This window comes from Aeromonas sp. V90_14, from assembly GCF_029967615.1.
Classification (GTDB): Bacteria; Pseudomonadota; Gammaproteobacteria; order Enterobacterales; family Aeromonadaceae; genus Aeromonas; species Aeromonas hydrophila.
In genome coordinates, this window is record NZ_JASCAS010000034.1 from 212,109 (window position 1) to 234,966 (window position 22,858).

Sequence of the window (22,858 nt, forward strand, 5' to 3'; positions counted from 1 at the left end):
CCGACTCATGGGGCTGGCCCCATGAGTCAATTTCTTGTGGGCCTTAAGATTTCTTCTTAGGTGCGAGGACCATCACAGCTTGACGGCCTTCGACTTTCGGGAACGATTCGACTACGGCCAGCTCTTCCAGATCGTTCTTGACGCGCTCCAGAACCTTGATACCAAGTTCCTGGTGGGCCATTTCACGACCACGGAAGCGCAGAGTGACCTTTGCCTTGTCCCCGTCTTCCAGAAAGCGAACCAGGTTGCGTAGTTTTACCTGATAGTCGCCTTCGTCGGTGCCAGGACGGAATTTGATTTCCTTGACCTGGACGACTTTCTGCTTTTTCTTCTGTTCTTTGGTGGTCTTGCTTTTTTCGTAGAGGAATTTGCCGTAATCCATGATCCGGCAAACGGGCGGCTCAGCGTTCGGACTGATCTCGACCAGATCCACTCCGGCCTCAAGGGCCAAGTTCAGGGCATCCTGGATGGAGGTGATGCCAATGGCTTCACCATCCAGACCAGTCAGACGAACTTCTTTCAGACGGATCTCTTCGTTGATCCGGTGAGCGCGGGCTTGCGGTTGCTTGCCCAGTTTTTTTCCGCCTTTTATAGCTTATTCCTCCACTTTCTTTTGTCCGCGGGTCTGAACTTCCTGGGTCAACAGAGCAATCAGCTCTTCAACAGGATAAGTGCCCAGGTCAGCCCCTTTACGAGTACGCACTGCAATCTTGCCGGCTTCTACTTCTTTATCGCCGCAGACCAGCATGAAGGGTACTCGCTTCAAAGTATGCTCGCGGATTTTAAAGCCAATCTTCTCATTTCTCAAGTCCGCTTTTGCGCGAAGGCCCGCATCATTCAATGCTTTGGCTACTTTCACGGCATAATCGGCCTGATTGTCGGTGATATTCATGACCACGGCTTGGGTCGGTGCCAGCCAGGTCGGGAACAGTCCGGCGTACTCTTCGGTCAGGATCCCGATGAAACGTTCCAGTGAGCCCAGAATGGCGCGATGGATCATCACGGGAACATGACGTTCGTTGTCTTCACCCACGTAGGTGGCGCCCAGACGGCCCGGCAGGGCAAAATCGAGCTGCACGGTACCACATTGCCACGCACGATCAAGGCAATCGTGCAGGGTAAATTCGATCTTGGGACCGTAGAAGGCCCCCTCACCCGGCTGCAGATCGTACTTCAGATTGTTCAGCACCAGGGCCTCGGCCAGCGCGGCCTCGGCGCGATCCCAGGCCTCATCGGAGCCTATACGCTGTTCCGGACGAGTGGAGAGCTTGACCACGATGTTCTCGAAGCCGAAGGTGCCATAGACGTCGTAGACCATGCGGATACAGGCAGACACCTCTTCCATGATCTGCTCTTCGGTACAGAAGATGTGCGCATCATCCTGAGTAAAACCACGTACTCGCATCAAACCGTGCAGGGAGCCGGACGGCTCGTTGCGGTGGCAGGAGCCGAACTCGGCCATGCGCAGCGGCAGATCGCGGTAGGATTTCAGACCCTGGTTGAAGATCTGCACGTGACCCGGGCAGTTCATCGGCTTGATGGCGTACTCGCGGTTCTCGGACTGGGTGGTGAACATGGCCTGGGCGTATTTCTCCCAGTGACCTGAACGCTCCCACAGCACGCGATCCATCATGAAGGGGCCTTTCACCTCCTGATAGTCGTACTCTTTGAGCTTGCCGCGGATGAAGGTTTCCAGCTCACGGAAGATGGTCCAGCCATCGTTGTGCCAGAACACCATGCCGGGCGCTTCTTCCTGCATGTGATACAGGTCGAGCTGCTTGCCGATCTTGCGGTGGTCTCGCTTGGCGGCCTCTTCGAGGCGCTGCAGGTAAGCCTTGAGCTGCTTCTTGTCGGCCCAGGCGGTGCCGTAGATGCGCTGCAGCATCTTGTTGTTGGAGTCGCCGCGCCAGTAGGCGCCGGACATCTTCTGCAACTTGAAGTGATGGCAGTGACGCATGTTGGGCACGTGCGGGCCGCGACACATGTCGATGTACTCTTCGTGATGATACAGACCGGGCTGGTCATCACGGGCAATGTTCTGATCCAGGATCTCGACCTTGTAGGTCTCGCCACGGGCTTCGAACACGTCGCGTGCTTCCTGCCAGGAGACCTTCTTCTTGATGACGTCGTAATCCTTGGCGGCCAGCGCCAGCATGCGCTCTTCCAGCGCCGCCAGATCTTCGTCAGTCAGGGTGCGATCGAGATCGATGTCGTAGTAGAAACCGTTGTCGATGACGGGACCGATGGCCATCTTGGTCTGGGGCCAGAGTTGCTTGATGGCATGACCCAGCAGGTGAGCACAGGAGTGGCGCAGGATGTCCAGACCTTCTTCGTCTTTGGCGGTGATGATGGCCAGAGAGGCATCGGCTTCGATCAGCTCGCAGGCATCCACCAGTTCACCGTTTACCCGACCGGCAATGCACGCCTTGGCGAGACCGGGACCGATGTCCGCGGCCACATCCATGACGGAAACGGCGTGGGCAAATTGACGTTGGCTGCCATCAGGCAGAGTAATGATTGGCATTGTGTGTTTCCTTATACAGTGGTGCCCCCTACCAAAGGGCACATGCGGGATGGAAAGATTCATTCAAAAATGGGTGATGTTCTGGCTCTCCACAGCACTTTGCGAAGGCGCCCCGCGACGCAAACAACCCGTTCAACGTCGCAAGACAAACCAAAAACCGGACCATGCTACCAGAAGTAGGCGGGGCTGTATCTGGTTTGCTGAGATTTTCTACAGTCAGATGAAGTGCTTGGCAGCTATTCCCCCAGCAGAGACTGCCAGTTGAAATCGAACGTGGAGCTCCCCTCCTGCGCCAGTTCCAGCTCCTGCAACACCTTGAGCGCCAGCTGGTTGCCCTGTTTGGCTGCCTGATAGAGCCACTCCTTGGCACGGGGCAGATCGACCCGCCCGCTGACCCCCATCAGATGCAGTACCCCCACCTTCAACATGGCGGGGACATCGCCGTTCTTGGCCGCCAGCTCCATCCAGTGAAACGCCTCGCGCAGATCCCGCTTCACCCCGGCCCCCCGCAGGTAGACCTCCCCCAGCCGGTATTGGCCGAAGGCATCCCCCGCCTGCGCCGCCTGACGATAGAGAGTGATGGCCCGGCTGATATCCTGCTCGCTCCCCTGCCCCACTTCATGGCTCCAGCCCATCAGCGCCTGGGCCCGTGGCTGGCCCTGCTCGGCCAGTGGCGACCAGATCCGGGTCGCCTCATCAAAATGACCGGTACGCCAGGCGCGATTGGCCGAGGCCATCTCCTGCTCGGTGGAGAGCGGGATCAGACGCCAGATAACCAGCGCAATGACAGCGATGAAGAGCCAGCGAGAGGTGATGGGTGCCATGATGATTTCCGTGATCCAGTTCGCATTTCGTCTATGTAAACGAAATGTAGCGCCGCGATCAAGCAAGAGATCCCTTTGACATGCTTTTTATGGCCGGCTGAGTCGGCAGGGCTTGCATTCGGCAATGGGGGCCAGCATGATAACTGTATATATAAACAGTATTGGTGTAATGCGATGGCAGGTCGAGGCAGTTCCCACAATGTTGATCACCGTTTCAGCGGCCAGCGGGTCGATGCGGTCGACGATGGCTGGTCCCAACCCGAGTGGGAAGCGGCATTTGCCACCAGCGATCCCCGCACCGAGGTGACGGAGATCAGCGCCCGCAGCATCATCAGTTACAACAGCTCTCCCGACGTCCCTTTCAGCCGCTCCATCAACCCCTATCAGGGCTGTGAACACGGCTGCATTTATTGCTACGCCAGACCGAGCCACGCCTATCTCGAGCTCTCCCCCGGCCTCGACTTCGAGACCCGCTTGTTCGCCAAGCTCAATGCCGCCGAGCTGCTGCGCCGGGAGTTTGCCAGACCCGCCTATCAGCCGCAGACCATAGTGCTGGGAGCCAATACCGATCCCTATCAGCCCATCGAGCATCACTATCGCCTCACCCGCGAGCTGTTGACGGTGATGCTGGCCCACCGCCATCCGGTCGGGATCATTACCAAGAGCGCCATGATATTGCGCGACCTCGAGCTGCTGACGGAGCTGGCCCGGGAGGGGCTCTGCCAGGTGATGGTGTCGGTCACGACCTTGAATGAGACATTGCGGCGACAGCTGGAGCCAAGAGCCAGCACCGGGGCCGGCCGGCTCAAGGTGGTGGAGAAACTGGCCAGGGCCGGTGTGCCGGTCGGCGTGCTGGCGGCCCCCATGATCCCGCGGCTCAACGAGCCCGAGCTCGAGCAGATCATCAAAGGCGCTGCCGAGGCCGGAGCCCACTGCGCCGACTATATCCTGTTGCGACTGCCCCACGAGCTGGCACCGTTGTTCAGTGACTGGCTGGATGAGCACTATCCCGGCCAGAAGGAGGCAATCCTCAACCAGCTGCGGGCCAGCCGGGACGGCGCCCTCAACAGTCCCGCCTTCGGCAGCCGGATGCGGGGAGAAGGCCAGTTTGCCGATCTGCTGGCCCAGCGCTTTCGGTTGATCGCCAAACGGCTCGGGCTCGGCAAGCGCCACTTTCAGCTGCGCCAGGATGCCTTCATCCGCCCTGGCGAGCAGTTGCGATTGTTCTAGGCTCCCGTCAAGCCCGCCACGGGCAAAGCCTCAGCCCCTTGGCCGCGACGCACTGGCCTTGCTGCTGCGGGCAATCAACTCGGCGGGCAAACGGGCTGGCTCATGTGCCACCTCAGGTTCATATTCGCCTGCGCGCGCATCCATCTCTGCCTCGCCCCATACCCGGCTCCACCAGATCTCCCACATTACCCAGCTGGTCATGACATGCTCCTGACAGGCGTTACCTGCGTCTATGGTGGTTTCTCTCCAACGGGAGCAGCATGATGGCCCTCTATGGCAGGGGGATGACATCCAGCTGAAGGAACTGTTATAAGCGACATGGCCGCAATCCATGTCAGTCACGGGGAACAAGCTGCCTGGGGCAGACAACCGGGAACAGAAGAGGATCCTACCGACATAAATAAACAAGTGGATAAATAAAGAGCGACCACCTGGGTCGCTCTCATGATCATAACTGTGCCTAATTATTAGGAATAATCAGGTGGTGGTAAAAGAGGTTGATTGTAGCCGGAACATGGGCAGTAGTAATATCTCTTAACGTCTTCCTCATCACTTTCAGCGACGCGCTGCAGACCGACCACGGTCTCGTCTTCACCGGTACGGATCAGACGCACACCGCCGGTGTTACGGCCGATGATGCTCACCTCGGCAACCCGGGTACGTACCAGGGTACCACCATTGGTGATCAGCATGATCTGGTCGGTATTCTCGACCTGGATCGCGTCGATCACCTTGCCGTTGCGCTCGTCAACCTTGATGGAACGAACACCCTGGGTACCGCGGCTCTTGGTCGGGTATTCGTCCAGTGCGGTGCGCTTGCCGTAACCGTTCTCGGTGGCGGTGAGGATGGCCCCGTCGCCACGCGGCACGATGAGGGACACCACCTTGTCACCGGCGCCCAGCTTGATGCCGCGCACACCGGCAGCGGTACGACCCATGGGACGTACGCCCTTGAAGGTGCCCTTGCTTTCGGTGCCTTCGCCATTGTCGCTGCCATCATCGTCGTTGCCGGCGTCGTCATCGGTATCGACTTCGTCAGTGGCATCGGCATCTGCGCGACCGCTGCCTTCCGCGAAGCGAACCACCTTGCCCGCATCGGAGAACAGCATGATCTCGTTGCTGCCATCGGTGATGTCCACCCCGATCAGCTCATCACCCTCTTTGAGTTTGATGGCGTGAATACCGGAGGAGCGCGGATTGCTAAAGTCAGACAAGCTGGTCTTCTTCACGGTGCCGTTGGCGGTGGCGAAGAACACATACTTGTCAGCGTCATATTCTTCAACAGGCAGAATGGCGGTGATGCGCTCACCCTCATCCAGCGGCAGCAGGTTGATGATCGGACGACCGCGCGCGCCACGGGACGCCTCCGGCAATTGATACACCTTGAGCCAGTAGACTTTGCCACGGGTGGAGAAGCACAGAATGGTGTCGTGGGTGTTGGCCACCAGCAGACGCTCCACAAAGTCCTCTTCCTTGATCCGGGTGGCCGACTTGCCACGACCACCACGGCGCTGGGCCTCGTAGTCGGAGAGCGGCTGATACTTCACGTAACCCTGGTGAGACAAGGTCACGACCACGTCTTCCGGGGTGATCAGATCTTCGATGTTGATCTCGGCACTGGACATGCTGATCTCGGTACGACGCTCGTCGCCGTACTGCTCGCGCACGGCCAGCAGTTCGTCACGGATCACTTCCATCAACCGCACCGGGCTCGCCAAGATGAACAGCAGCTCGGCGATGAGATCCAGCAGAGACTGGTACTCTTCCAGGATCTTCTCGTGCTCGAGGCCGGTCAGCTTGTGCAGACGCAGGTCAAGGATGGCCTGGGCCTGCTGCTCGGTCAGGTAGTAGTGACCTTCGCGGATGCCGAACTCGGGTTCCAGCCACTCGGGGCGTGCCGCGTCGTCACCGGCTTTCTCCAGCATGGAGGCCACGTTGCCGAGCTCCCAGCCGCGGGCAACCAGGCCCGCTTTCGCGTCGGCCGGGGTCGCGCTGTGGCGAATGAGCTCGATGACCGGGTCGATGTTGGCCAGCGCCACCGCCAGGCCTTCCAGGATGTGAGCCCGATCCCGCGCCTTGCGCAGTTCGAACACGGTCCGGCGGGTCACCACTTCACGGCGGTGCAGCAGGAACGCATCCAGGATCTCTTTGAGGTTCATCACCTTGGGCTGGTTGTTATCGAGCGCCACCATGTTGATGCCGAACGTGGTCTGCATCTGGGTGTGCTTGTAGAGATTGTTCAGCACAATCTCGCCGGACTCGCCGCGCTTGATCTCGATAACGATGCGCATGCCGTCCTTGTCGGACTCATCGCGCAGGGCACTGATGCCCTCGATCTTCTTCTCTTTGACCAGCTCGGCGATCTTCTCGATCAGCCGCGCCTTGTTCACCTGATAGGGGATCTCGTGAACGATGATGGTCTCGCGACTGGTCTTCTCGTCCACCTCCACTTCGGCCTTGGCACGCACATAGACGGAGCCACGACCGGTACGGTACGCCTGCACGATGCCGGAACGACCGTTGATGATGCCACCAGTGGGGAAATCCGGGCCGGTGATGTAGGTCATCAGCTCGTCGATGGTGAGGTCGCCGTTCTCGATCAACGCCAGACAGCCGTTGACTATCTCGGTGAGGTTGTGAGGCGGAATGTTGGTCGCCATGCCCACCGCAATACCGGAGGAGCCGTTGACCAGCAGGTTGGGAACCTTGGTGGGCATGACAGCCGGGATCATCTCGGTGCCGTCATAGTTCGGCACCCAGTCCACGGTCTCTTTGTCCAGATCGGCCAGCAGCTCGTGGGAGATGCGGGCCATCCGCACTTCGGTGTAACGCATGGCGGCGGCGCTGTCGCCGTCGACCGAACCGAAGTTGCCCTGACCATCGACCAGCATGTAACGCATGGAGAAATCCTGCGCCATGCGAACGATGGTGTCATACACGGCACTGTCGCCGTGCGGGTGATATTTACCGATTACGTCACCGACCACACGGGCCGATTTTTTATAGGGCTTGTTCCAGTCGTTCCCCAGCTCGTTCATTGCATACAGAACGCGGCGGTGAACCGGTTTCAAGCCATCACGCACATCCGGCAGAGCTCGTCCTACGATCACGCTCATGGCGTAATCAAGATAGGAACTCTTGAGCTCTTCTTCGATGTTGACCGGCGTGATCTCTCTGGCCAGATCGCTCATAGAAAGCCTTAATCCCTAATTAGTTGTTCTTTGGCTTAAACAGCGCGACATGGTAACACACTGAGCCAAATACCTTAAGCCACAAATCCGGTAACAAGTCGGGCTGGTGTGACAAAGTCCGTCCGTTATAATGCCCGCCAGGACAACAGATTGCGCGCGCCCCACCCAGCCTGCGCGCCCTTGCCACAGGATCATCAAAAAATGCACAGTGATGCCAATGTCGATCTGACAGAAATTGCCAAATTCGAAGCCATCGCCTCCCGCTGGTGGGACATGGAGGGAGAGTTCAAGCCGCTGCACCAGATAAACCCGGTGCGCCTTGACTGGATCACCGACAAGAGCGGCGGCCTGTTCGGCAAGCGCATCCTCGACATCGGCTGCGGCGGCGGCATTCTCGCCGAGAGCATGGCCCGCCGGGGCGCCAAGGTCACCGGCATCGACATGGGCAAGGAGCCCCTCGGGGTCGCCCGCCTCCATGCCCTCGAGGCAGGCGTGGAGCTCGAGTATCGCCAGATCACCGCCGAAGCCCACGCCGATGAGGCCCCCGGCCAGTACGACGTGGTCACCTGCATGGAGATGCTGGAGCACGTGCCGGATCCCGCCTCCGTACTGCGCGCCATCGCCACCCTGGTGCGCCCGGGCGGCAAGGTGTTCGTCTCCACCATCAACCGCAACCCGAAAGCCTATCTGATGATGATCCTCGGCGCCGAGTACCTGATGAAGATGGTGCCCAAGGGCACCCACGACCACAAGAAGTTCATCACCCCCGCCGAACTGTGTCGCATGGGTGAGGCGGCGGGCCTGCTGGTACGGGACATGAGCGGGGTGCACTACGCACCGCTCTCCAACAGCTTCAAGCTCGGTCGCAACGTCGACGTCAACTACATGGTGGCGTTCGAGCGCCCGGAGCAAGGCTGATGACGACTCACTCTGCTGCGCCCCTTGGCTGCGTGCTGTTCGATCTGGACGGCACCCTGCTCGACACCGCGCCCGATCTGGGGGCCGCCGTCAACCACGTGCTGATAAGCGAAGGCTTTGCCCCCCTCTCTGACGACATCATCCGTCAGACCACCTCCCACGGGGCGCTCGGGCTGCTCAGGGCCGGTCTTGGTGACGAACTGCTCGAAGAGCTAGGCGCCACCCGCCTTCGCACCGCCCTGCTCGATTACTACGCCGCCAACCTCTGCGTTGGCACCCGTCCCTATGAAGGGATGGTGGATCTCATCGAGTGGCTCGACGAGAAGCAGCTGCCCTGGGGCATCGTCACCAACAAGCCGGGCTTTCTCACCGAGCCGCTGCTGGCGGCCCTGCCCGAGCTCGCCAGTTGTGGCGTGACCGTCAGCGCCGACACCCTGCCAGTGCGCAAGCCCGACCCCGCCCCCATGTACTTTGCCTGCGACCAGCTTGGCGTCGAGGCGAGCCACTGCCTATATGTGGGAGATCACGTGCGCGACATCGAGGCCGGCCGCAACGCCGGCATGCGCACCGCGGTCGCCGGCTGGGGTTATCTCAATGACGACGAGGATCCGGCCCAGTGGGGCGCCGACCTGCACTTTGACACCGTGCAGGCCCTGCACCACTGGCTGCGCTACGAGCTGGGCTGAGATTGCCAGCCCGTGCCGGGTACCCTCTGGTACAGGAAGCAGACAACAGAGATGGATCACAAAGGCAGCTTTGCCGCCAAAGGGTGGCCAGATGAGCACTGTTGATTGATCGCGGCAGTGCCTCGGTAGTCACCACGGGGGATCGCTGGCGATCCCCCGTTTTGGCGGTTTGACAAGCAGGGAAGCGGCGAGATCGGACACCTTTTGACCCTTGCTGCACAAGGGATAATCAGGCTGAATTTGCTAGTAAAAACACCCCCTTTTCGCAAGCAAAAAAAGTTATTTAAATTTTCCATGTTCGATCATCAGACTTGCATTTACCGGATCGGACGGATGAAAACCCACTCGCTGTGAGCGTCCACTAACACAGAGCGGAACACCCACAATTTATCCACAGCTAATCCCTTATCCACAGATTGCAAAGCCGGGCCGACCTCACTATCTTGTAGCTCGAAATCAAAATAACACTATATCTTGTGATTCATCGCACAATAGGTCCCCACCTCCCACGCCTCTCACAGGTCTGGAGGCGAACGCCGTGCGATGGTTTTTCGGGAATCAACTAAAGGTCATCAGCCAATGAACTTGTTTGTGACGAAGCGTAACGGCCACAAAGAACCCATCGATCTGGATAAAATTCACCGCGTGCTCGACTGGGCTGCCGAGGGTCTCGACAACGTGTCGGTCTCCCAGGTGGAACTCAAGTCCCACATCCAGTTCTATGACGGTATCCGTACCGCCGATATCCACGAAACCGTCATCAAGGCCGCTGCTGACCTGATCTCCGAGCAAAGCCCGGACTACCAGTACATGGCCGCCCGCCTGGCCATCTTCCACCTGCGCAAGAAGGCCTACGGCCAGTTCGAGCCGCCCCACCTCTATCAGCACGTCGCCAAGCTGGTGGACATGGGCAAGTATGACAAGCACCTGCTGGAAGACTACAGCCAGGCCGAATTCGAGGAGCTGAACCAGCACCTGGATCACTGGCGCGACATGGACTTCTCCTACGCGGCGGTCAAGCAGCTGGAAGGCAAGTACCTGGTCCAGAACCGCGTCACCGGCGAAATTTACGAGAGCCCGCAGTTCCTCTACATCCTGGTAGCGGCCTGCCTCTTCTCCAAGTATCCGAAAGATACCCGTCTGGACTACATCAAGCGCTTCTATGATGCGGTCTCGACCTTCAAGATCTCGCTGCCGACCCCGATCATGAGCGGCGTGCGCACCCCGACCCGTCAGTTCAGCTCCTGCGTGCTGATCGAGTGCGACGACAGCCTGGATTCCATCAATGCCACCGCCAGCGCCATCGTGCGTTACGTCTCCCAGCGCGCCGGCATCGGCATCAACGCCGGCCGCATCCGTGGTCTGGGCAGCCCCATCCGTGGCGGCGAAGCCTTCCACACCGGTTGCATCCCCTTCTACAAGTACTTCCAGACTGCCGTGAAGTGCTGTTCCCAGGGCGGCGTGCGCGGCGGTGCGGCCACCCTGTTCTACCCGCTGTGGCACACCGAAGTGGAGAGCCTGCTGGTACTGAAGAACAACCGCGGCGTGGAAGAGAACCGGGTCCGTCACATGGACTACGGCGTGCAGATCAACAAGCTGATGTATCAGCGCCTCATCAAAGGCGGCGACATCACCCTGTTCTCCCCGTCCGATGCACCTGGCCTGTACGATGCCTTCTTCGCGGATCAGGACAAGTTCGAAGAGCTCTACGTCAAGTACGAGCAGGATCCGAGCATTCGCAAGAAGACCCTCAAGGCGGTCGATCTCTTCTCCCTGATGATGCAGGAGCGCGCCGGTACCGGTCGCATCTACATCCAGAACGTGGACCACTGCAACACCCACAGCCCGTTTGATCCGAGCGTGGCGCCGGTGCGCCAGTCCAACCTCTGCCTCGAGATTGCGCTGCCCACCAAGCCGCTCAACAACGTGGATGACGAAGAGGGCGAGATCGCGCTCTGCACCCTGTCCGCCTTCAACCTGGGTGCCATCGAGAAGCTGGAAGATCTGGAAGAGATGGCGGATCTCGCCGTGCGCGCTCTGGATGCCCTGCTCGACTATCAGGACTACCCGCTCAAAGCCGCGATGAAGGGCAGCATGAACCGCCGTACCCTGGGGATCGGCGTCATCAACTACGCCTACTACCTGGCGAAGAACGGTGCCCGCTACTCCGACGGTTCCGGTCTGGCGCTGACCCACCGCACCTTCGAGGCGATCCAGTACTACCTGTTGAAGGCTTCCGTGCAGCTGGCCCGCGAGTTCGGCCCCTGCCCGGCCTTCAACGAGACCACCTATGCCCAGGGGATCCTGCCCATCGATACCTATAAAAAGGATCTGGACAACCTGTGCAACGAGCCGCTGCACCTGGACTGGGAAGCGCTGCGCGAAGAGATCCGTACCGTGGGTCTGCGCAACTCCACCCTGACCGCCCTGATGCCGAGCGAGACCTCCAGCCAGATCTCCAACGCCACCAACGGCATCGAGCCGCCGCGCGGCCTGGTGTCGGTCAAGGCCTCCAAGGACGGCATCCTCAAGCAGGTGGTGCCCGAGTATGACCGCCTGAAGGATCAATACGAACTGCTCTGGAAGCAACCGAGCGTCGATGGTTACCTGCAGCTGGTCGGTATCATGCAGAAGTTTGTGGATCAGGCGATCTCCGCCAACACCAACTATGATCCCGCCCGTTTCGAAGGCAACAAGGTACCGATGAAGCAGCTGCTGAAGGACTTGCTGACCGCCTACAAATACGGCCTCAAGACCCTCTACTATCACAACACCCGTGATGGTGCGGACGATGCCCAGACCGATCTGCAAGATGACGGTTGTGCTGGCGGCGCCTGCAAGATCTGATGAACCGGGCGGGAGCATGAAGCTCCCGCCCTCCTGTTTCCCCTTATTCAAGACATTCAAATCACCATGGCCTATTCAACGTTCTGCCAGACCCAAAACGACCAGCTCAAGGAGCCGATGTTTTTCGGCCAATCGGTCAACGTGGCCCGTTATGACCAGCAAAAACACGAAGTGTTCGAACGGCTGATCGAAAAGCAGCTCTCCTTCTTCTGGCGCCCGGAAGAGGTGGACGTCTCCCACGACCGCATCGACTTCCAGGCCCTGCCGCCCCACGAGCAGCACATCTTCATCTCCAACCTGAAGTACCAGACCCTGCTGGATTCCATCCAGGGTCGCAGCCCCAACGTGGCGCTGCTGCCGCTGGTTTCCATTCCGGAGCTGGAAACCTGGATCGAGACCTGGGCCTTCTCGGAGACCATCCACTCTCGCTCCTACACCCACATCATCCGCAACATCGTCAACACCCCCGCCCAGGTGTTCGACGACATCGTCACCAACGAGCAGATCTTGAAGCGCGCCGGCTCCATCAGCCACTTCTACGACGATCTGATCGAGGCGACCGCGCTCTACAACCTGCACGGTGAAGGCACCCACCGGGTGGCCGGTCGTGACGTGACCATCACCTTGCGCGAGCTGAAAAAGAAACTCTACCTGTGCCTGATGAGCGTCAACGCGCTGGAAGCGATCCGCTTCTACGTCAGCTTTGCCTGCTCCTTCGCCTTCGCCGAGCGCGAGCTGATGGAGGGCAACGCCAAGATCATCAAGATGATCGCCCGCGACGAAGCGCTGCACCTGACCGGGACCCAGCACATGCTGAACCTGATGCGCAGCGGCCAGGACGACCCCGAGATGGCCGAGATTGCCGCCGAGTGCGAGCAGGCCTGCTTCAAGCTGTTCAAGGAAGCGGCCATTCAGGAGAAGGAATGGGCCGAGTACCTGTTCCAGGACGGCTCCATGATCGGTCTGAACAAGGACATCCTCTGCCAGTACGTGGAGTACATCACCAACCTGCGCATGAATGCGGTGGGTCTGCAGCCAGCCTTTGCCGGGGCCAAGCAGAACCCGATCCCCTGGATCAACACCTGGCTGTCGTCCGACAACGTGCAGGTCGCCCCGCAGGAAGTGGAAGTGAGCTCCTATCTGGTGGGTCAGATCGACAGCGAAGTGAATGCCGAAGACCTGGGTGATTTCGAACTGTGAGTGACGCCAGCAGCACGCTGACCCCTGCCCCGCACGCGGCCCCCGCTCCAAGCGACGCAGGCTCGCCACGGGTGCATACCCAGGATGGCGTGCTGCACGCCCATCCCGGCGAGAGCGTGCTGGAAACCCTGGAGCGCCACGGTCATCACGTGGAGTTCCAGTGCCGCAGCGGCTATTGCGGCGCCTGCCGCACCCCGCTGCTGGCAGGCAAGGTGCACTATGCCGCCGTGCCGCTCGCCTTTGTCTCCCACGGAGAGTGCCTGCCCTGCTGCTGCAAACCGGTGGGCGCCATCCGGCTGGACATCAAGAAGCGCTGAGCCCCCCTCAGGTTCGCGTCAGCAAACAAAAAGCCGCCGGATTGCTCCGGCGGCTTTTTTCTATGCCTTGTAGGCGGGCGGCTGATGCACAACCGCCCCCACAGGACCTTACAGCCAGGGCGCGGCGGTCGGCCCATGGTGCAGACCCAGCTTCCAGACCCGGCCGAAGTGCTTGTAGTGACCGGCCGCGACACCGGCCTTCTCACCCATGCCGTGGTAGAGGTCGAGGTGGCCCTTCTTCACCGCCCCGCCCACATCCAGCGCGATCAACAGCCGCAGCTGGTGCTTGCCGGTCCAGTTGCCCTCTTTGTCCAGCAGCGGCACTTCCGCCAGGATCGGCGTGCCCATCGGCAGCAGGGTCTTGTCGGCGGCCACCGCCGCCATCGGCAACAGCGGAATGCCGGCAGCCCCGATCACGTCGTTGGTGGGGCGACGCTCGAAGAAGACATAGGAGGGGTTCTGCTCCACCAGCTCCTTGACGCTCTCCTCCGGCTGACGGTTGGCCCACTCCTTGATGGCCTTCATGGACATCTGCTCCTTGGGCACTTCACCGCGGTCGATCAGCACCCGGCCGATGCTGACGTAACCGTGACCGTTCTTGCCGCTGTAACCCAGATATTGCAGCCGATCATCATCGCCATAGTGAACGAAGCCCGAGCCCTGCACATCCATCAGGAAATTGTCGATGAGGGATTTGCTGTAGCCCAGCTCCAGCCCGCGGTTGGCCAGAGCCCCCTGGTGGATCTGGGCCCGGGTCGGACAGCGGCCACCACATTTGGGCATGGCATAGATGGGGTACTTGTACTTGGCATCCGGGCGGTGACGCACCTCCAGCACCGGCGAGTAGTAACCGGTGAACAGCACGTTGCCCATCCGATCCGAGCCGCCCAGCTGGGCCAGGCTGATGCCGTAACGGGTGATCTGAGCGGGATCGCCGCCATTGGCCACCCAGCGGGAGAGTTGATGGTAAAGCTCGCCATAGCGACGGGTCATCTTGCCGGAGCGCTCCAGCACCAGCCGGCTCTGGGGGCCGAACTTGCTGTAGTCGGCGCGCTGTCGGCTGTTGACCCGCTCCACTCGCACCAGATCATCAGGCAGGGGACCGTCCAGATACTGCTTGCCCAGATTTTCCGGCACCTCGCAGTTGAGAAAACATCTGGCATCGGGTTTGTTTTTGGGCACCTGGGCTTGCTCAGAATTGCCCGCACAACCGGCCAACCCCAGCACTGCGGCGGTCAGCCAGTAAGCGTGTTTATTCATATGTCCTCATATAACACCAAGGGTTATGTTCGGCGGGGAAGATGCCAAATTTGCAGGGGGAAAGCAAACGCCTTCAGGCCTGGGACGGCGGATTTCTCCAAAGGGGATCTTCTGGGTTATAACAAGGTAACAGGGTGTGAGAGGCCATGGATGGAACAGCTCGAAATTTTCCCGCTGCAGAGCCCCTGCATCGGGGTCTGCGAAGTGAACAACAAGGGCTACTGCAAGGGGTGCCTGCGCAGCCGCGAGGAGCGTTTCAACTGGCTCACCATGAGCCATGCCCAGCAACAAGAGGTGATGCGCCTGTGCCGTGGTCGCAAGGCGCGGGTGGAGGCCGCTCGCCGCAAGGCGCAGGAGGGGGCCCAACCCGAGTCGCCAGAGCAACCTGGCTGGGATTTTTAAACCCAGCCCTTCTTTTATCCCTCTTTACCCCTCCCTTTGCGCCACCCGCACCAGCTCGCTGAACGCCACGAACAGGTGATAGAAGGTGCTGGCCGGTGCATGGTCGGCCAACGGCGCCCCCGTCACATCCACCTGATCTAGCCACTGACCCGGCAGGGCTGGCATCAGGTAATAGTCAAAGATCCGCCCCACCACCTCACCAATCCGGCGGGCTGTCTCAGCCTCCCCTCGCCGCTCGTAGGCTGCCAGCAGCGCCTTGAGCTGCTCGGTCTGACACCAGAGCCGGCTGGTCGCCCGATGGGGCAGCCCGTCATCGGTGAGTTCATCCAGCACCAGCCCGGTCGGCCCGTGGCCGTGAGCGGCGGCAAAGCGGGTCAGGATGGCGATCCCCTCGCCTATCTCGCCCTCACTCGGCCCACATTCCCACTCTTGTGCCAATGCCCGGTAACGGGCCAGCAGCCAGCACCACTCGTAGTGATGGCCCGGGTCGATCAGGTGCGAATCGGGATGGGTCGGGAGAAGCCGTTCATCGAAGAACTCCCGCAGCAAGACGGGCTCCAGAAAGCGCTGGCGAAACAGCTGATAGAGCCGATGGGTGCGCCCCTGCCAGCGCGGATCATCAAAGCACTCCGCCGCCACCAGCAGCGCTTCGAACAGATGCATATGAGGGTTTTGACTGCGCAGCACGCTTGGCGGAAAGCGGGAGTGAAACCCACCATACAGGGGATCGGCAAAGAGCAGTTCGATGGCCTGATAGCGCGACTCGGCCTGCTGCTGCCAGCGCGGCTCGCCGCTCAAACGGTAGAGCCAGCACTCGGCCAGCAGGGCAAAAGCGTATTCGTAGCAGCACACCGAACCATCGGCGAGCGAGCCATCGGCATTGAGGGAAAACAGCTGGTTGCCGGCGCCATCATCAAAGTGCCTCATGCCGAACCTGGCGCAGCGCTCTGCCAGCTCGCCCCCCTCATACCAGCCGAGCAGGGTGGCGTGGCTGAACACGTAGATCTGGCGGCTCTGCACCCGAAAACGAATGGGCTGCCAGAGCGGCGCTCCTGCGCCATCCAGCCCCTCGGCAAACAGCCCCCGCTCCCAATCAAAACCCCTTGCTCCCCAACGAGGCAGCGCCTCCTCCACCAGCCAGCGTCGGCAGCGCTGCGCCGCCTCTCTTATCTCGTCATGCATCTCAGCACCTCTCCAGCCAACCCATCATCCAGCCCATAAAAAGGGAGAGCCCCGCTCTCCCCTGTCTGTGCTCACCCTCAACCGGCCTAGAACAGCCCGACGGCGACCCCGACAAAGGCCACGACCAGCAGCCCCAGCATGGCCTTGACCGGCGAGACGTTGCGTCTGGCCATCAGATACCAGGTGCCCAGCACCACCAGCAGCGGCATCAGTTTGGGAAAGATGCCGTCCAGCATGGCCTGCAGCTGGATGTTGACCCCGTCCGAGGTGACGAAATCGAGCCCGGTGGAGAGATTGACGTAACTGGCCGCCACCCCGCCCATCACGAAGACCCCGAGCAGGGAGAGCGCCTCGCGCAGCTTGACCGACTCCGAGCTCACCAGCGCCTCCACCGAGCCGGTCCCCATCCGGTAGCCCTTCATGAACAGCATGTAGGAGCCGGTGATGACGATGGCGTTGAAGCTGATGATGTAAAAGAGCGGCCCCAGCACGCTGCCGCCGGCGGCCAGCGCCATGCCGATGCTGAGCAGAATGGGCACCAGCATGCCCGGGATCATGGAGTCCCCGATCCCGGCGATGGGCCCCATCAACCCCACTTTCAGGGTGTTGATGGTCTCGCCATCGATCCGCTCGCCGTTGGCCCGCTTCTCCTCCAGCCCTACCGCCAACCCGTTGATGATGGCGCCAAGCTGAGGCTCGGTGTTGTAGAAGGAGGCGTGACGCTTCATCGCCTCCGTCCGCTCCGCCTTGCCGGGATAGAGCTTCTTGAGCGCCGGCATCATGCCAAGGCAGAAGCCGAAGGATTCGAGCCGCTCGAAGCTCATGGAGGAGAGGTTGTACATCATCCAGGCGCGCCAGCAGGCACGCAGATCCTTGAGAGTGAGGGCCACCGGCGCCTTGTTCACCGGCTGGCCCGCTTGCAGCTTTGCGTCCATCAGAATTCATCCTCATCGTCGGTTTGGGTGGCAGCGCGGGCAGCCGGTGCAGGGCGCGGCTCCGGCTTGTAGTTGTAGTGGATGAGCGCGAGCAGGGCGCCGATCATCACCAGCCCCACCATGTTGAGCTTGAGAAAGACGATGCCGACAAAGCCCACCAGAAAATAGATCAGCATGCTGCTCTGCTTGATGATCTGCTTGAGCAGGATGGCGATGCCGACCGCCGGCAGTATGCCCCCCACCACCGTCATGGTGCGGATCACCAGCTCCGGCAGGCTGTTCATGAAGCCTTCGATGTACTGGTTGCCAAAATAGACGGCGATGAAGGTGGGTACGAAGCGCAGCACGAAGTTGCTGGCCTGCGGGAAGATCGCGCTGTTGAGGTAGACCCCCTGCTCGTCCCCCTGCTCCAGTGCCACGTCGGCCCTGTGGTTCCAGTAGGAGTTGAGCACCATCATGAAGTTGAAGAGGATGGTACCGGCGATGCCGATGGTGGCAGCAATGGCCACCGCCACCGACGGCTCCTTGCCCGACAGGATGCCCAGCGCAATGGCCGGAAAGGCGACGAAGTTGAGATCCGCCGGCATGGAACCGCCCGGCGTCACCATGGCGATGTAGACCGCCTGCACCGCCACCCCGATGAGGATCCCGGTCTGGATATCACCGAGGATGGCCCCCACCAGCATGCCCGAGACCAGCGGACGGGTGATGGTGTACCAGCCCCCGGTCAATCCCAGCAGCCAGGGGCTGCTGAGGGCACCGAGATAACAGAGTATCCCGATGAGTGTTGCTTCCAGAAACATGATGTCTGCTCCCTATTTCAGCTTTTTCTGGGCATCCGCCCAGCTGTAATGACTGGCATCCGGCACCAGCCGAAAGTCAATGTCGTGGCCAAGACCGGCCAGGTAGTCAAAGGCGGCGATCTCCTGCGCCGTGACCGACTGATTGGGGCCTATGGTGGTGGTCTGCTCGCGGGCACTCATGGGCCCGACGTTGATCTTGCCGTTGTGGTTCTCAAGGGAGATACCGGCGGCGCAGAGCCGCTGCAGGGTGACCGGCGATTTGCCGATCACGAAGTAGCGCTTGTCGCTGGCGATCACTTTGGGCAGCTTGGCAATCGCCGTCGCCACGTCGAACAGCCATACCCGGGTATCCGGCACGGCACCGATCATCACCTGGGAGAGCAGCGGATCGGCCGCCACCTCGTCATCGATTGCGACGATGCCGTCGCAAGGCAGCTCCCTGGCCCAGCGCGTCACCAGCTGACCGTGGATCACCCGATCGTCAATGCGTACAAATGAAATGGCCATCTCGCTCTCCTAGAAGTTGTCGTCTTGCTGGTGCGCAACCGCCGGGGCCGCGATCACCATGGATTCCAGCGCCTGGACCAGCAACTGGCGGGCCGCCTCGTGCACATCCACGGCATCCAGCAGCTCGGCGCTCATCAGCAGCATGGGGAAGTTGACCCCGGTCACCACCGCCAGCGGCTGCCGCCATTCGGGGTCAAACGCGAAGCGGCACGCCACGTTGTAGGGGGTGCCGCACTCCATGTCGCACAGCACCAGCACCCCGTCAGCCCCCGCGCCATGGCAGCGCAGGGTCTGTTCAAACTCGGTGCGAAACGCCGCTATTCCCCCCTCTTCGGTGAGGGAGACGGTCGCCACAGCGGGCAGTTCGCCGTAAACCATGCTGGCGCTGGCCAGCAGGGCCGGCGCCAGTGAACCATGGGTTGCGATAAGGATCCTCAGCATCTTGGTTACCCCCTCACATAGGCCTTGATGGTGGCGATGGTCGCCCCTTCACTCTCACCGCTCGGGCGGATGCAATAACGCCCCACCGAGGCCGGGACGATGAAGGTCTCGGCGTAGTGCACCACAAACGGCGCGAACGCATGGTCGGGACTTTCCACCGTCGCCTCTCGCCCCTCGATCAGATTGAGTACCTGTACGGTGCCGCCGGTGTCGTGTTCCACCGGCACACTGAACCAGTGGCGACGGGTCTCGATGAATTCCCGCTCGTGCAACCCGGTGCGCTCCTCGCGCCAGCCTGGCCCCTCGGCAATGGGCTCGATGCGATTGACCAGGTGTTCGCGGGTCCAATCGGTGTCGCGCTCCCACTGGATCACCTTGCTGCCATGCTCCAGATGGATGGGGCGCGGGATGCCGTCGAGCCCGACCCTACCCCAGTCCCACAGCTTGAAGGTGAAGATGTAGGGGGTGGCACTGATCTCGAGCACCATGGCCCCCTCTCCCGAGCAGTGAACGGTCCCGGCCGGGATCAGGAAGTGATCGTGTTTACGGGCCGGAAAGCGGTTGATGAAGCGCTCGTCATCGAAAGGCTTCTCACCACGCTGGGCGGCAGCCAGATCTGCCAGCATCTCCTGCGGGTCGATACCGGTGCGGGTGCCGAGGTAGACGCAGGCACCCGGTTTGGCATCGAGCAGGTAGTAGCTCTCGTCCTGGGTGTAGTGCATGCCGAACTCCTGCTGGATGTATTCGGTCAGCGGATGCACCTGCAGGCTGAGTGGCTGCCCCCCCACCGTGTCGAGAAAATCGAACCGGATCGGGAACTCGGCGCCAAAGCGAGCGTGTACCCGCTCCCCGAGCAAGGCGCTGGGCTGGCACAGCACCAGGTTTTGCGACGGGATCTCCACCCGCACCTCGCCAATGCGCAGGTAGAGGCTGTTCTCTTCCGGTACGCAATCAAAGCACCAGGCATAGTTGGGCTGGGCCGGGTCCAGATCGCACACCTGCTTCATCCACTGCCCGCCCCAGACCCCGGGGTCGAAGAAGGGCACCACCCGAAACGGCTGGCGCGCGGCCTGATGCAACCCCGCCAGCAGCGCCTGCCCCGTCACCAGGGTCGGCTTGCCTCGGGTGTTGGTATCGAGCAGGAAATCGATGGTGGGCAGCTGGGCCAGTTTATGGCGGTCAAACACCCGCCACTCGATGAAGAAGGCACGCTTGTAGCGGCGCAGTATGTCCTCCTCCTCGTTGCCGGCCCCCCAGTTGCCCAGCTCCTTGCGCCGCAGTCGCTGCTGGATCTCCCAGCGGGCGAGATCGGCATAGACCCGCACATCCCCTCTCGCCACCAGCGAGGCGCCGCTGCCCATCACTACCACTAGGCCACCGGTTATCTCTGCGACCTGCCGCTGCAGGCTAGCCAGCGCGGCCGGGTCAAAAAACTCCACCATCTTGTGGGGAGCCAGCACACCAAAGACCCGGTCGTCGGTAATGAAGCGCTCCAGCATCGCCAGCACTTTTGATTCGGGCAGACGGGCCTGCTCCACCTCGATGAGCGTGTGGGGCCCAAGCCTCGCCAGCAGCTGGCTACGCAGCTCGTCCTGATCCACGCCGTGATAGCAGTCGATCACCAGCACCACCCTTGCCCCACCTTGCCCGTCTGCCGCGGCCTGCAGTCGCCGGGCTATCTCGTGCCAGCCGGCACAGGCGGCGCCCTCATGGCCGGCGACCACCACTTCCGGGAATTTGTCGTAGTTGGAGACGTAACTCGAATGAATCATTGGCTTGCTCTCTCGTTGACACCTACGAAATAGATAAATCGATTAACCTGTTAACCACAACCTGATAAACAAGATTAACCTCATAAAATGGTGCATTTGATCGCCAACATGGGCGAAATGTGTGATCATGACGGCAATTTCATCATGGCAAGTTAACAACCAAAGGTTAATCGATATACCTTTAAAACCTACTCCCTGACAGGATCCATCCCATGAGCAATGTGACCGTTGCCGACATCGCCCGCCATCTGGGGGTGTCGACTGCCACCGTCTCCATGACCCTGCGCAACAAGGGGCGCATCTCCGAGCACACCCGCCAGCGGGTACTCAGGGCCATCGACGAGCTGGGCTATGTCTACAACCAGACCGCCGCCAACCTGCGCAACAAGAGCAGCAACCAGGTTGGTCTGTTGCTGCACGACATCACCAACCCCTTCTATGCGGAGATGACGGCGGGCCTGAGCCGGGAGATGGAGCATCACGATCTCATGCTGTTTCTGGCCAACAGCGAGGAGTCGGCCACCCGGCAGCAGCAGTTCACCGACTCGCTGCAGCGCAACAACGCCGCCGGCATGGTGATCTGCGCCACCCAGACCACTCCCCGCAGCTTCTTCGAGAGCCTGCAGCGCCGCCGCATGCCCACCATCCTGATCGTGCGGCCGGTGCCGGACGTGGCGATCGACTTCGTCGGCACCGACAACTTTCTGGGCTGCCAGCTGGCGACCGAACACCTGCTGAAGCTGGGTCACCGCCACATCGCCTTTGTCGGGGGCAATCCTGCCTCCATCAGTCGCTCCCAGCGCCTCGGCGGCTACATGAGCAAGTTGCTCGAACACGGCATCTCCCCAAGGCCGGAGTGGATCATCGGCTGCGGCGCCAGCCGGGTGGAAGGCACCCGCGCCATCACGGCGCTGCTGGAACAGCACCCCGAGGTGACGGCGGCGGTCTGCTATCAGGACGTGGTGGCGCTCGGCGCCATTCTGGCGCTGCGCAAGCTGGGGCGAGTCATCGGTCAGGATTTTGCACTGGTGGGCTTTGACGATCTGCCGGAGACGGCGCTGGTGGACCCACCCCTCACCACCGTCTCGGTGGCGTCGCGGGAGATCGGCCGAAAAGCCGGCGAGCTGCTGCTCGAGCGGATGGCCGGCAACGACGAACCGGCCAAGAGCATCATACTGCCCCCCACCCTGGTGGTGCGCCAATCCTGCGGCAGCCCCTAGCGGGCCGCCGCACGCGCTGTTTCAAGTGGCTTTCCCAGCAGAAGTGACAATGCGGGGCGTGCCATCCTCCCCGGCCAGCACCCGCAGGCCAAAGCCGCGCGATCCCAGCGCACCGTAATCGTGACCGGCGACGGCGGGCCAGACCGCCAGCGCCGAGAGCTGCGTCTCGCCGGTGTTGATGAGTCGATGGGCCACATGGCCAGGGATATGGTGAACGCTGCCGACAAAGACCTGCTCCAGCCGACAGACACCGGCCATATCCTGCAACAGCAACAACCCCTGCCCGCACAACCCGAAGTAGTATTCCGCCTGCTCGGCGCGCGCATGGAGATGACCGCGGGTCATGAAGAACTCCTGGCCAACCCGACCCGCCTCCAGATAGGTGACCCCCATGTTGAGATCCCCCTCGCCACCATGGCCAGGCAACATGATCACCCGGTAGAGCGGCGTATCGGGCGAAAGCGCCGCCTCGGCGTGCGGGTCGGCAAAAAGCCCCTGCAGGTCGGCCAGGGTGGTGCTCTTTTCCACCAGTTCGGCGCCGCCGAGCTTGCCGGTCGCAAAATCGAGAATGGGGGGGATCATGGGGGTCATCATCTGCT

Annotated in this window: 21 protein-coding genes; 8 read left to right on the forward strand and 13 right to left on the reverse strand. The window is 61.1% G+C overall.

Annotation, left to right across the window (positions count from 1 at the left end):
* Positions 1-43: 43 nt before the first annotated feature.
* The 3 genes from infC to QLG02_RS14545 all read right to left on the reverse strand — a co-directional run bounded on the left by infC (position 44) and on the right by QLG02_RS14545 (position 3,348).
* Positions 44-574 (reverse strand): translation initiation factor IF-3, encoded by a 531-nt coding sequence (gene infC / locus QLG02_RS14535; protein WP_208021905.1) that lies wholly within the window; start codon positions 572-574, stop codon positions 44-46.
* 21 nt (positions 575-595) lie between these two features.
* Positions 596-2,524, reverse strand: a complete 1,929-nt coding sequence (thrS, locus tag QLG02_RS14540; RefSeq protein WP_282465502.1) for a threonine--tRNA ligase — start codon at positions 2,522-2,524, stop codon at positions 596-598.
* A gap of 236 nt (positions 2,525-2,760) precedes the next feature.
* A complete protein-coding gene (locus tag QLG02_RS14545) occupies positions 2,761-3,348 on the reverse strand; it encodes a tetratricopeptide repeat protein (RefSeq protein WP_282465503.1) in 588 nt (195 codons plus the stop codon).
* Between the two features lie 174 nt (positions 3,349-3,522).
* Between QLG02_RS14545 and QLG02_RS14550 the strand changes: the two genes are divergently transcribed.
* Positions 3,523-4,578: a PA0069 family radical SAM protein gene (locus tag QLG02_RS14550; RefSeq protein ID WP_282465504.1), complete on the forward strand. Its 1,056-nt coding sequence runs from the start codon at positions 3,523-3,525 to the stop codon at positions 4,576-4,578.
* A gap of 30 nt (positions 4,579-4,608) precedes the next feature.
* Here the strand turns inward: QLG02_RS14550 and QLG02_RS14555 are convergent, their stop codons facing one another.
* Positions 4,609-4,779, reverse strand: a complete 171-nt coding sequence (locus QLG02_RS14555; protein WP_282465505.1) for a hypothetical protein — start codon at positions 4,777-4,779, stop codon at positions 4,609-4,611.
* A 266-nt stretch (positions 4,780-5,045) separates the two neighbouring features.
* Positions 5,046-7,769: a DNA topoisomerase (ATP-hydrolyzing) subunit A gene (gene gyrA, locus QLG02_RS14560; RefSeq protein ID WP_348994630.1), complete on the reverse strand. Its 2,724-nt coding sequence runs from the start codon at positions 7,767-7,769 to the stop codon at positions 5,046-5,048.
* Between the two features lie 201 nt (positions 7,770-7,970).
* Between gyrA and ubiG the strand changes: the two genes are divergently transcribed.
* The 5 genes from ubiG to yfaE all read left to right on the forward strand — a co-directional run bounded on the left by ubiG (position 7,971) and on the right by yfaE (position 13,737).
* On the forward strand, positions 7,971-8,687 hold the full coding sequence (gene ubiG / locus QLG02_RS14565; RefSeq protein ID WP_016350657.1) for a bifunctional 2-polyprenyl-6-hydroxyphenol methylase/3-demethylubiquinol 3-O-methyltransferase UbiG: 717 nt from the start codon (positions 7,971-7,973) through the stop codon (positions 8,685-8,687).
* Positions 8,687-9,373: an HAD-IA family hydrolase gene (locus QLG02_RS14570; protein WP_017410131.1), complete on the forward strand. Its 687-nt coding sequence runs from the start codon at positions 8,687-8,689 to the stop codon at positions 9,371-9,373. The genes ubiG and QLG02_RS14570 overlap by 1 nt, the downstream gene beginning before the upstream one ends.
* 579 nt (positions 9,374-9,952) lie before the next feature.
* On the forward strand, positions 9,953-12,220 hold the full coding sequence (nrdA, locus tag QLG02_RS14575) for a class 1a ribonucleoside-diphosphate reductase subunit alpha (protein WP_029300959.1): 2,268 nt from the start codon (positions 9,953-9,955) through the stop codon (positions 12,218-12,220).
* A gap of 66 nt (positions 12,221-12,286) precedes the next feature.
* Positions 12,287-13,420 carry a class Ia ribonucleoside-diphosphate reductase subunit beta gene (gene nrdB, locus QLG02_RS14580; RefSeq protein WP_282465506.1) on the forward strand — a complete coding sequence of 378 codons (1,134 nt, stop codon included), beginning with the start codon at positions 12,287-12,289 and terminating at the stop codon, positions 13,418-13,420.
* Positions 13,417-13,737, forward strand: coding sequence for a class I ribonucleotide reductase maintenance protein YfaE (gene yfaE / locus QLG02_RS14585; RefSeq protein ID WP_168967574.1), 321 nt, complete (start codon positions 13,417-13,419; stop codon positions 13,735-13,737). Before nrdB ends, yfaE begins: the two co-directional genes overlap by 4 nt.
* Positions 13,738-13,845: 108 nt before the next feature.
* Here yfaE and mltA read toward each other — a convergent pair whose 3' ends face one another.
* A complete protein-coding gene (gene mltA / locus QLG02_RS14590) occupies positions 13,846-14,997 on the reverse strand; it encodes a murein transglycosylase A (protein WP_139387905.1) in 1,152 nt (383 codons plus the stop codon).
* A 150-nt stretch (positions 14,998-15,147) separates the two neighbouring features.
* On the opposite strand from mltA, the gene QLG02_RS14595 reads away from it, so the two are divergent.
* Positions 15,148-15,399 carry a DUF1289 domain-containing protein gene (locus tag QLG02_RS14595; protein WP_077096264.1) on the forward strand — a complete coding sequence of 84 codons (252 nt, stop codon included), beginning with the start codon at positions 15,148-15,150 and terminating at the stop codon, positions 15,397-15,399.
* A gap of 24 nt (positions 15,400-15,423) precedes the next feature.
* Here the strand turns inward: QLG02_RS14595 and QLG02_RS14600 are convergent, their stop codons facing one another.
* The 6 genes from QLG02_RS14600 to QLG02_RS14625 all read right to left on the reverse strand — a co-directional run bounded on the left by QLG02_RS14600 (position 15,424) and on the right by QLG02_RS14625 (position 21,039).
* Positions 15,424-16,581 carry an AGE family epimerase/isomerase gene (locus QLG02_RS14600; protein WP_282465507.1) on the reverse strand — a complete coding sequence of 386 codons (1,158 nt, stop codon included), beginning with the start codon at positions 16,579-16,581 and terminating at the stop codon, positions 15,424-15,426.
* Positions 16,582-16,667: 86 nt separating this feature from the next.
* Complete coding sequence (locus QLG02_RS14605; protein WP_052143503.1) at positions 16,668-17,516, reverse strand: PTS system mannose/fructose/sorbose family transporter subunit IID; 849 nt, start codon at positions 17,514-17,516, stop codon at positions 16,668-16,670.
* Positions 17,516-18,319 (reverse strand): PTS sugar transporter subunit IIC, encoded by an 804-nt coding sequence (locus QLG02_RS14610; protein WP_011706182.1) that lies wholly within the window; start codon positions 18,317-18,319, stop codon positions 17,516-17,518. The genes QLG02_RS14605 and QLG02_RS14610 overlap by 1 nt, the downstream gene beginning before the upstream one ends.
* A gap of 12 nt (positions 18,320-18,331) precedes the next feature.
* On the reverse strand, positions 18,332-18,826 hold the full coding sequence (locus QLG02_RS14615) for a PTS sugar transporter subunit IIB (RefSeq protein ID WP_016350649.1): 495 nt from the start codon (positions 18,824-18,826) through the stop codon (positions 18,332-18,334).
* Between the two features lie 9 nt (positions 18,827-18,835).
* A complete protein-coding gene (locus QLG02_RS14620; RefSeq protein WP_282465508.1) occupies positions 18,836-19,267 on the reverse strand; it encodes a PTS fructose transporter subunit IIA in 432 nt (143 codons plus the stop codon).
* A 5-nt stretch (positions 19,268-19,272) separates the two neighbouring features.
* The gene (locus QLG02_RS14625) at positions 19,273-21,039 is read right to left on the reverse strand and encodes a class I mannose-6-phosphate isomerase (RefSeq protein WP_282465509.1); all 1,767 of its coding nucleotides are present in this window, start codon (positions 21,037-21,039) and stop codon (positions 19,273-19,275) included.
* A 212-nt stretch (positions 21,040-21,251) separates the two neighbouring features.
* Between QLG02_RS14625 and QLG02_RS14630 the strand changes: the two genes are divergently transcribed.
* Positions 21,252-22,259, forward strand: coding sequence for a LacI family DNA-binding transcriptional regulator (locus tag QLG02_RS14630; protein WP_016350646.1), 1,008 nt, complete (start codon positions 21,252-21,254; stop codon positions 22,257-22,259).
* Between the two features lie 21 nt (positions 22,260-22,280).
* Here QLG02_RS14630 and QLG02_RS14635 read toward each other — a convergent pair whose 3' ends face one another.
* Entirely contained in the window at positions 22,281-22,850 is a 570-nt protein-coding gene (locus QLG02_RS14635; protein ID WP_282465510.1) for a glucose-6-phosphate isomerase family protein, read from the reverse strand.
* Positions 22,851-22,858 lie beyond the last annotated feature (8 nt).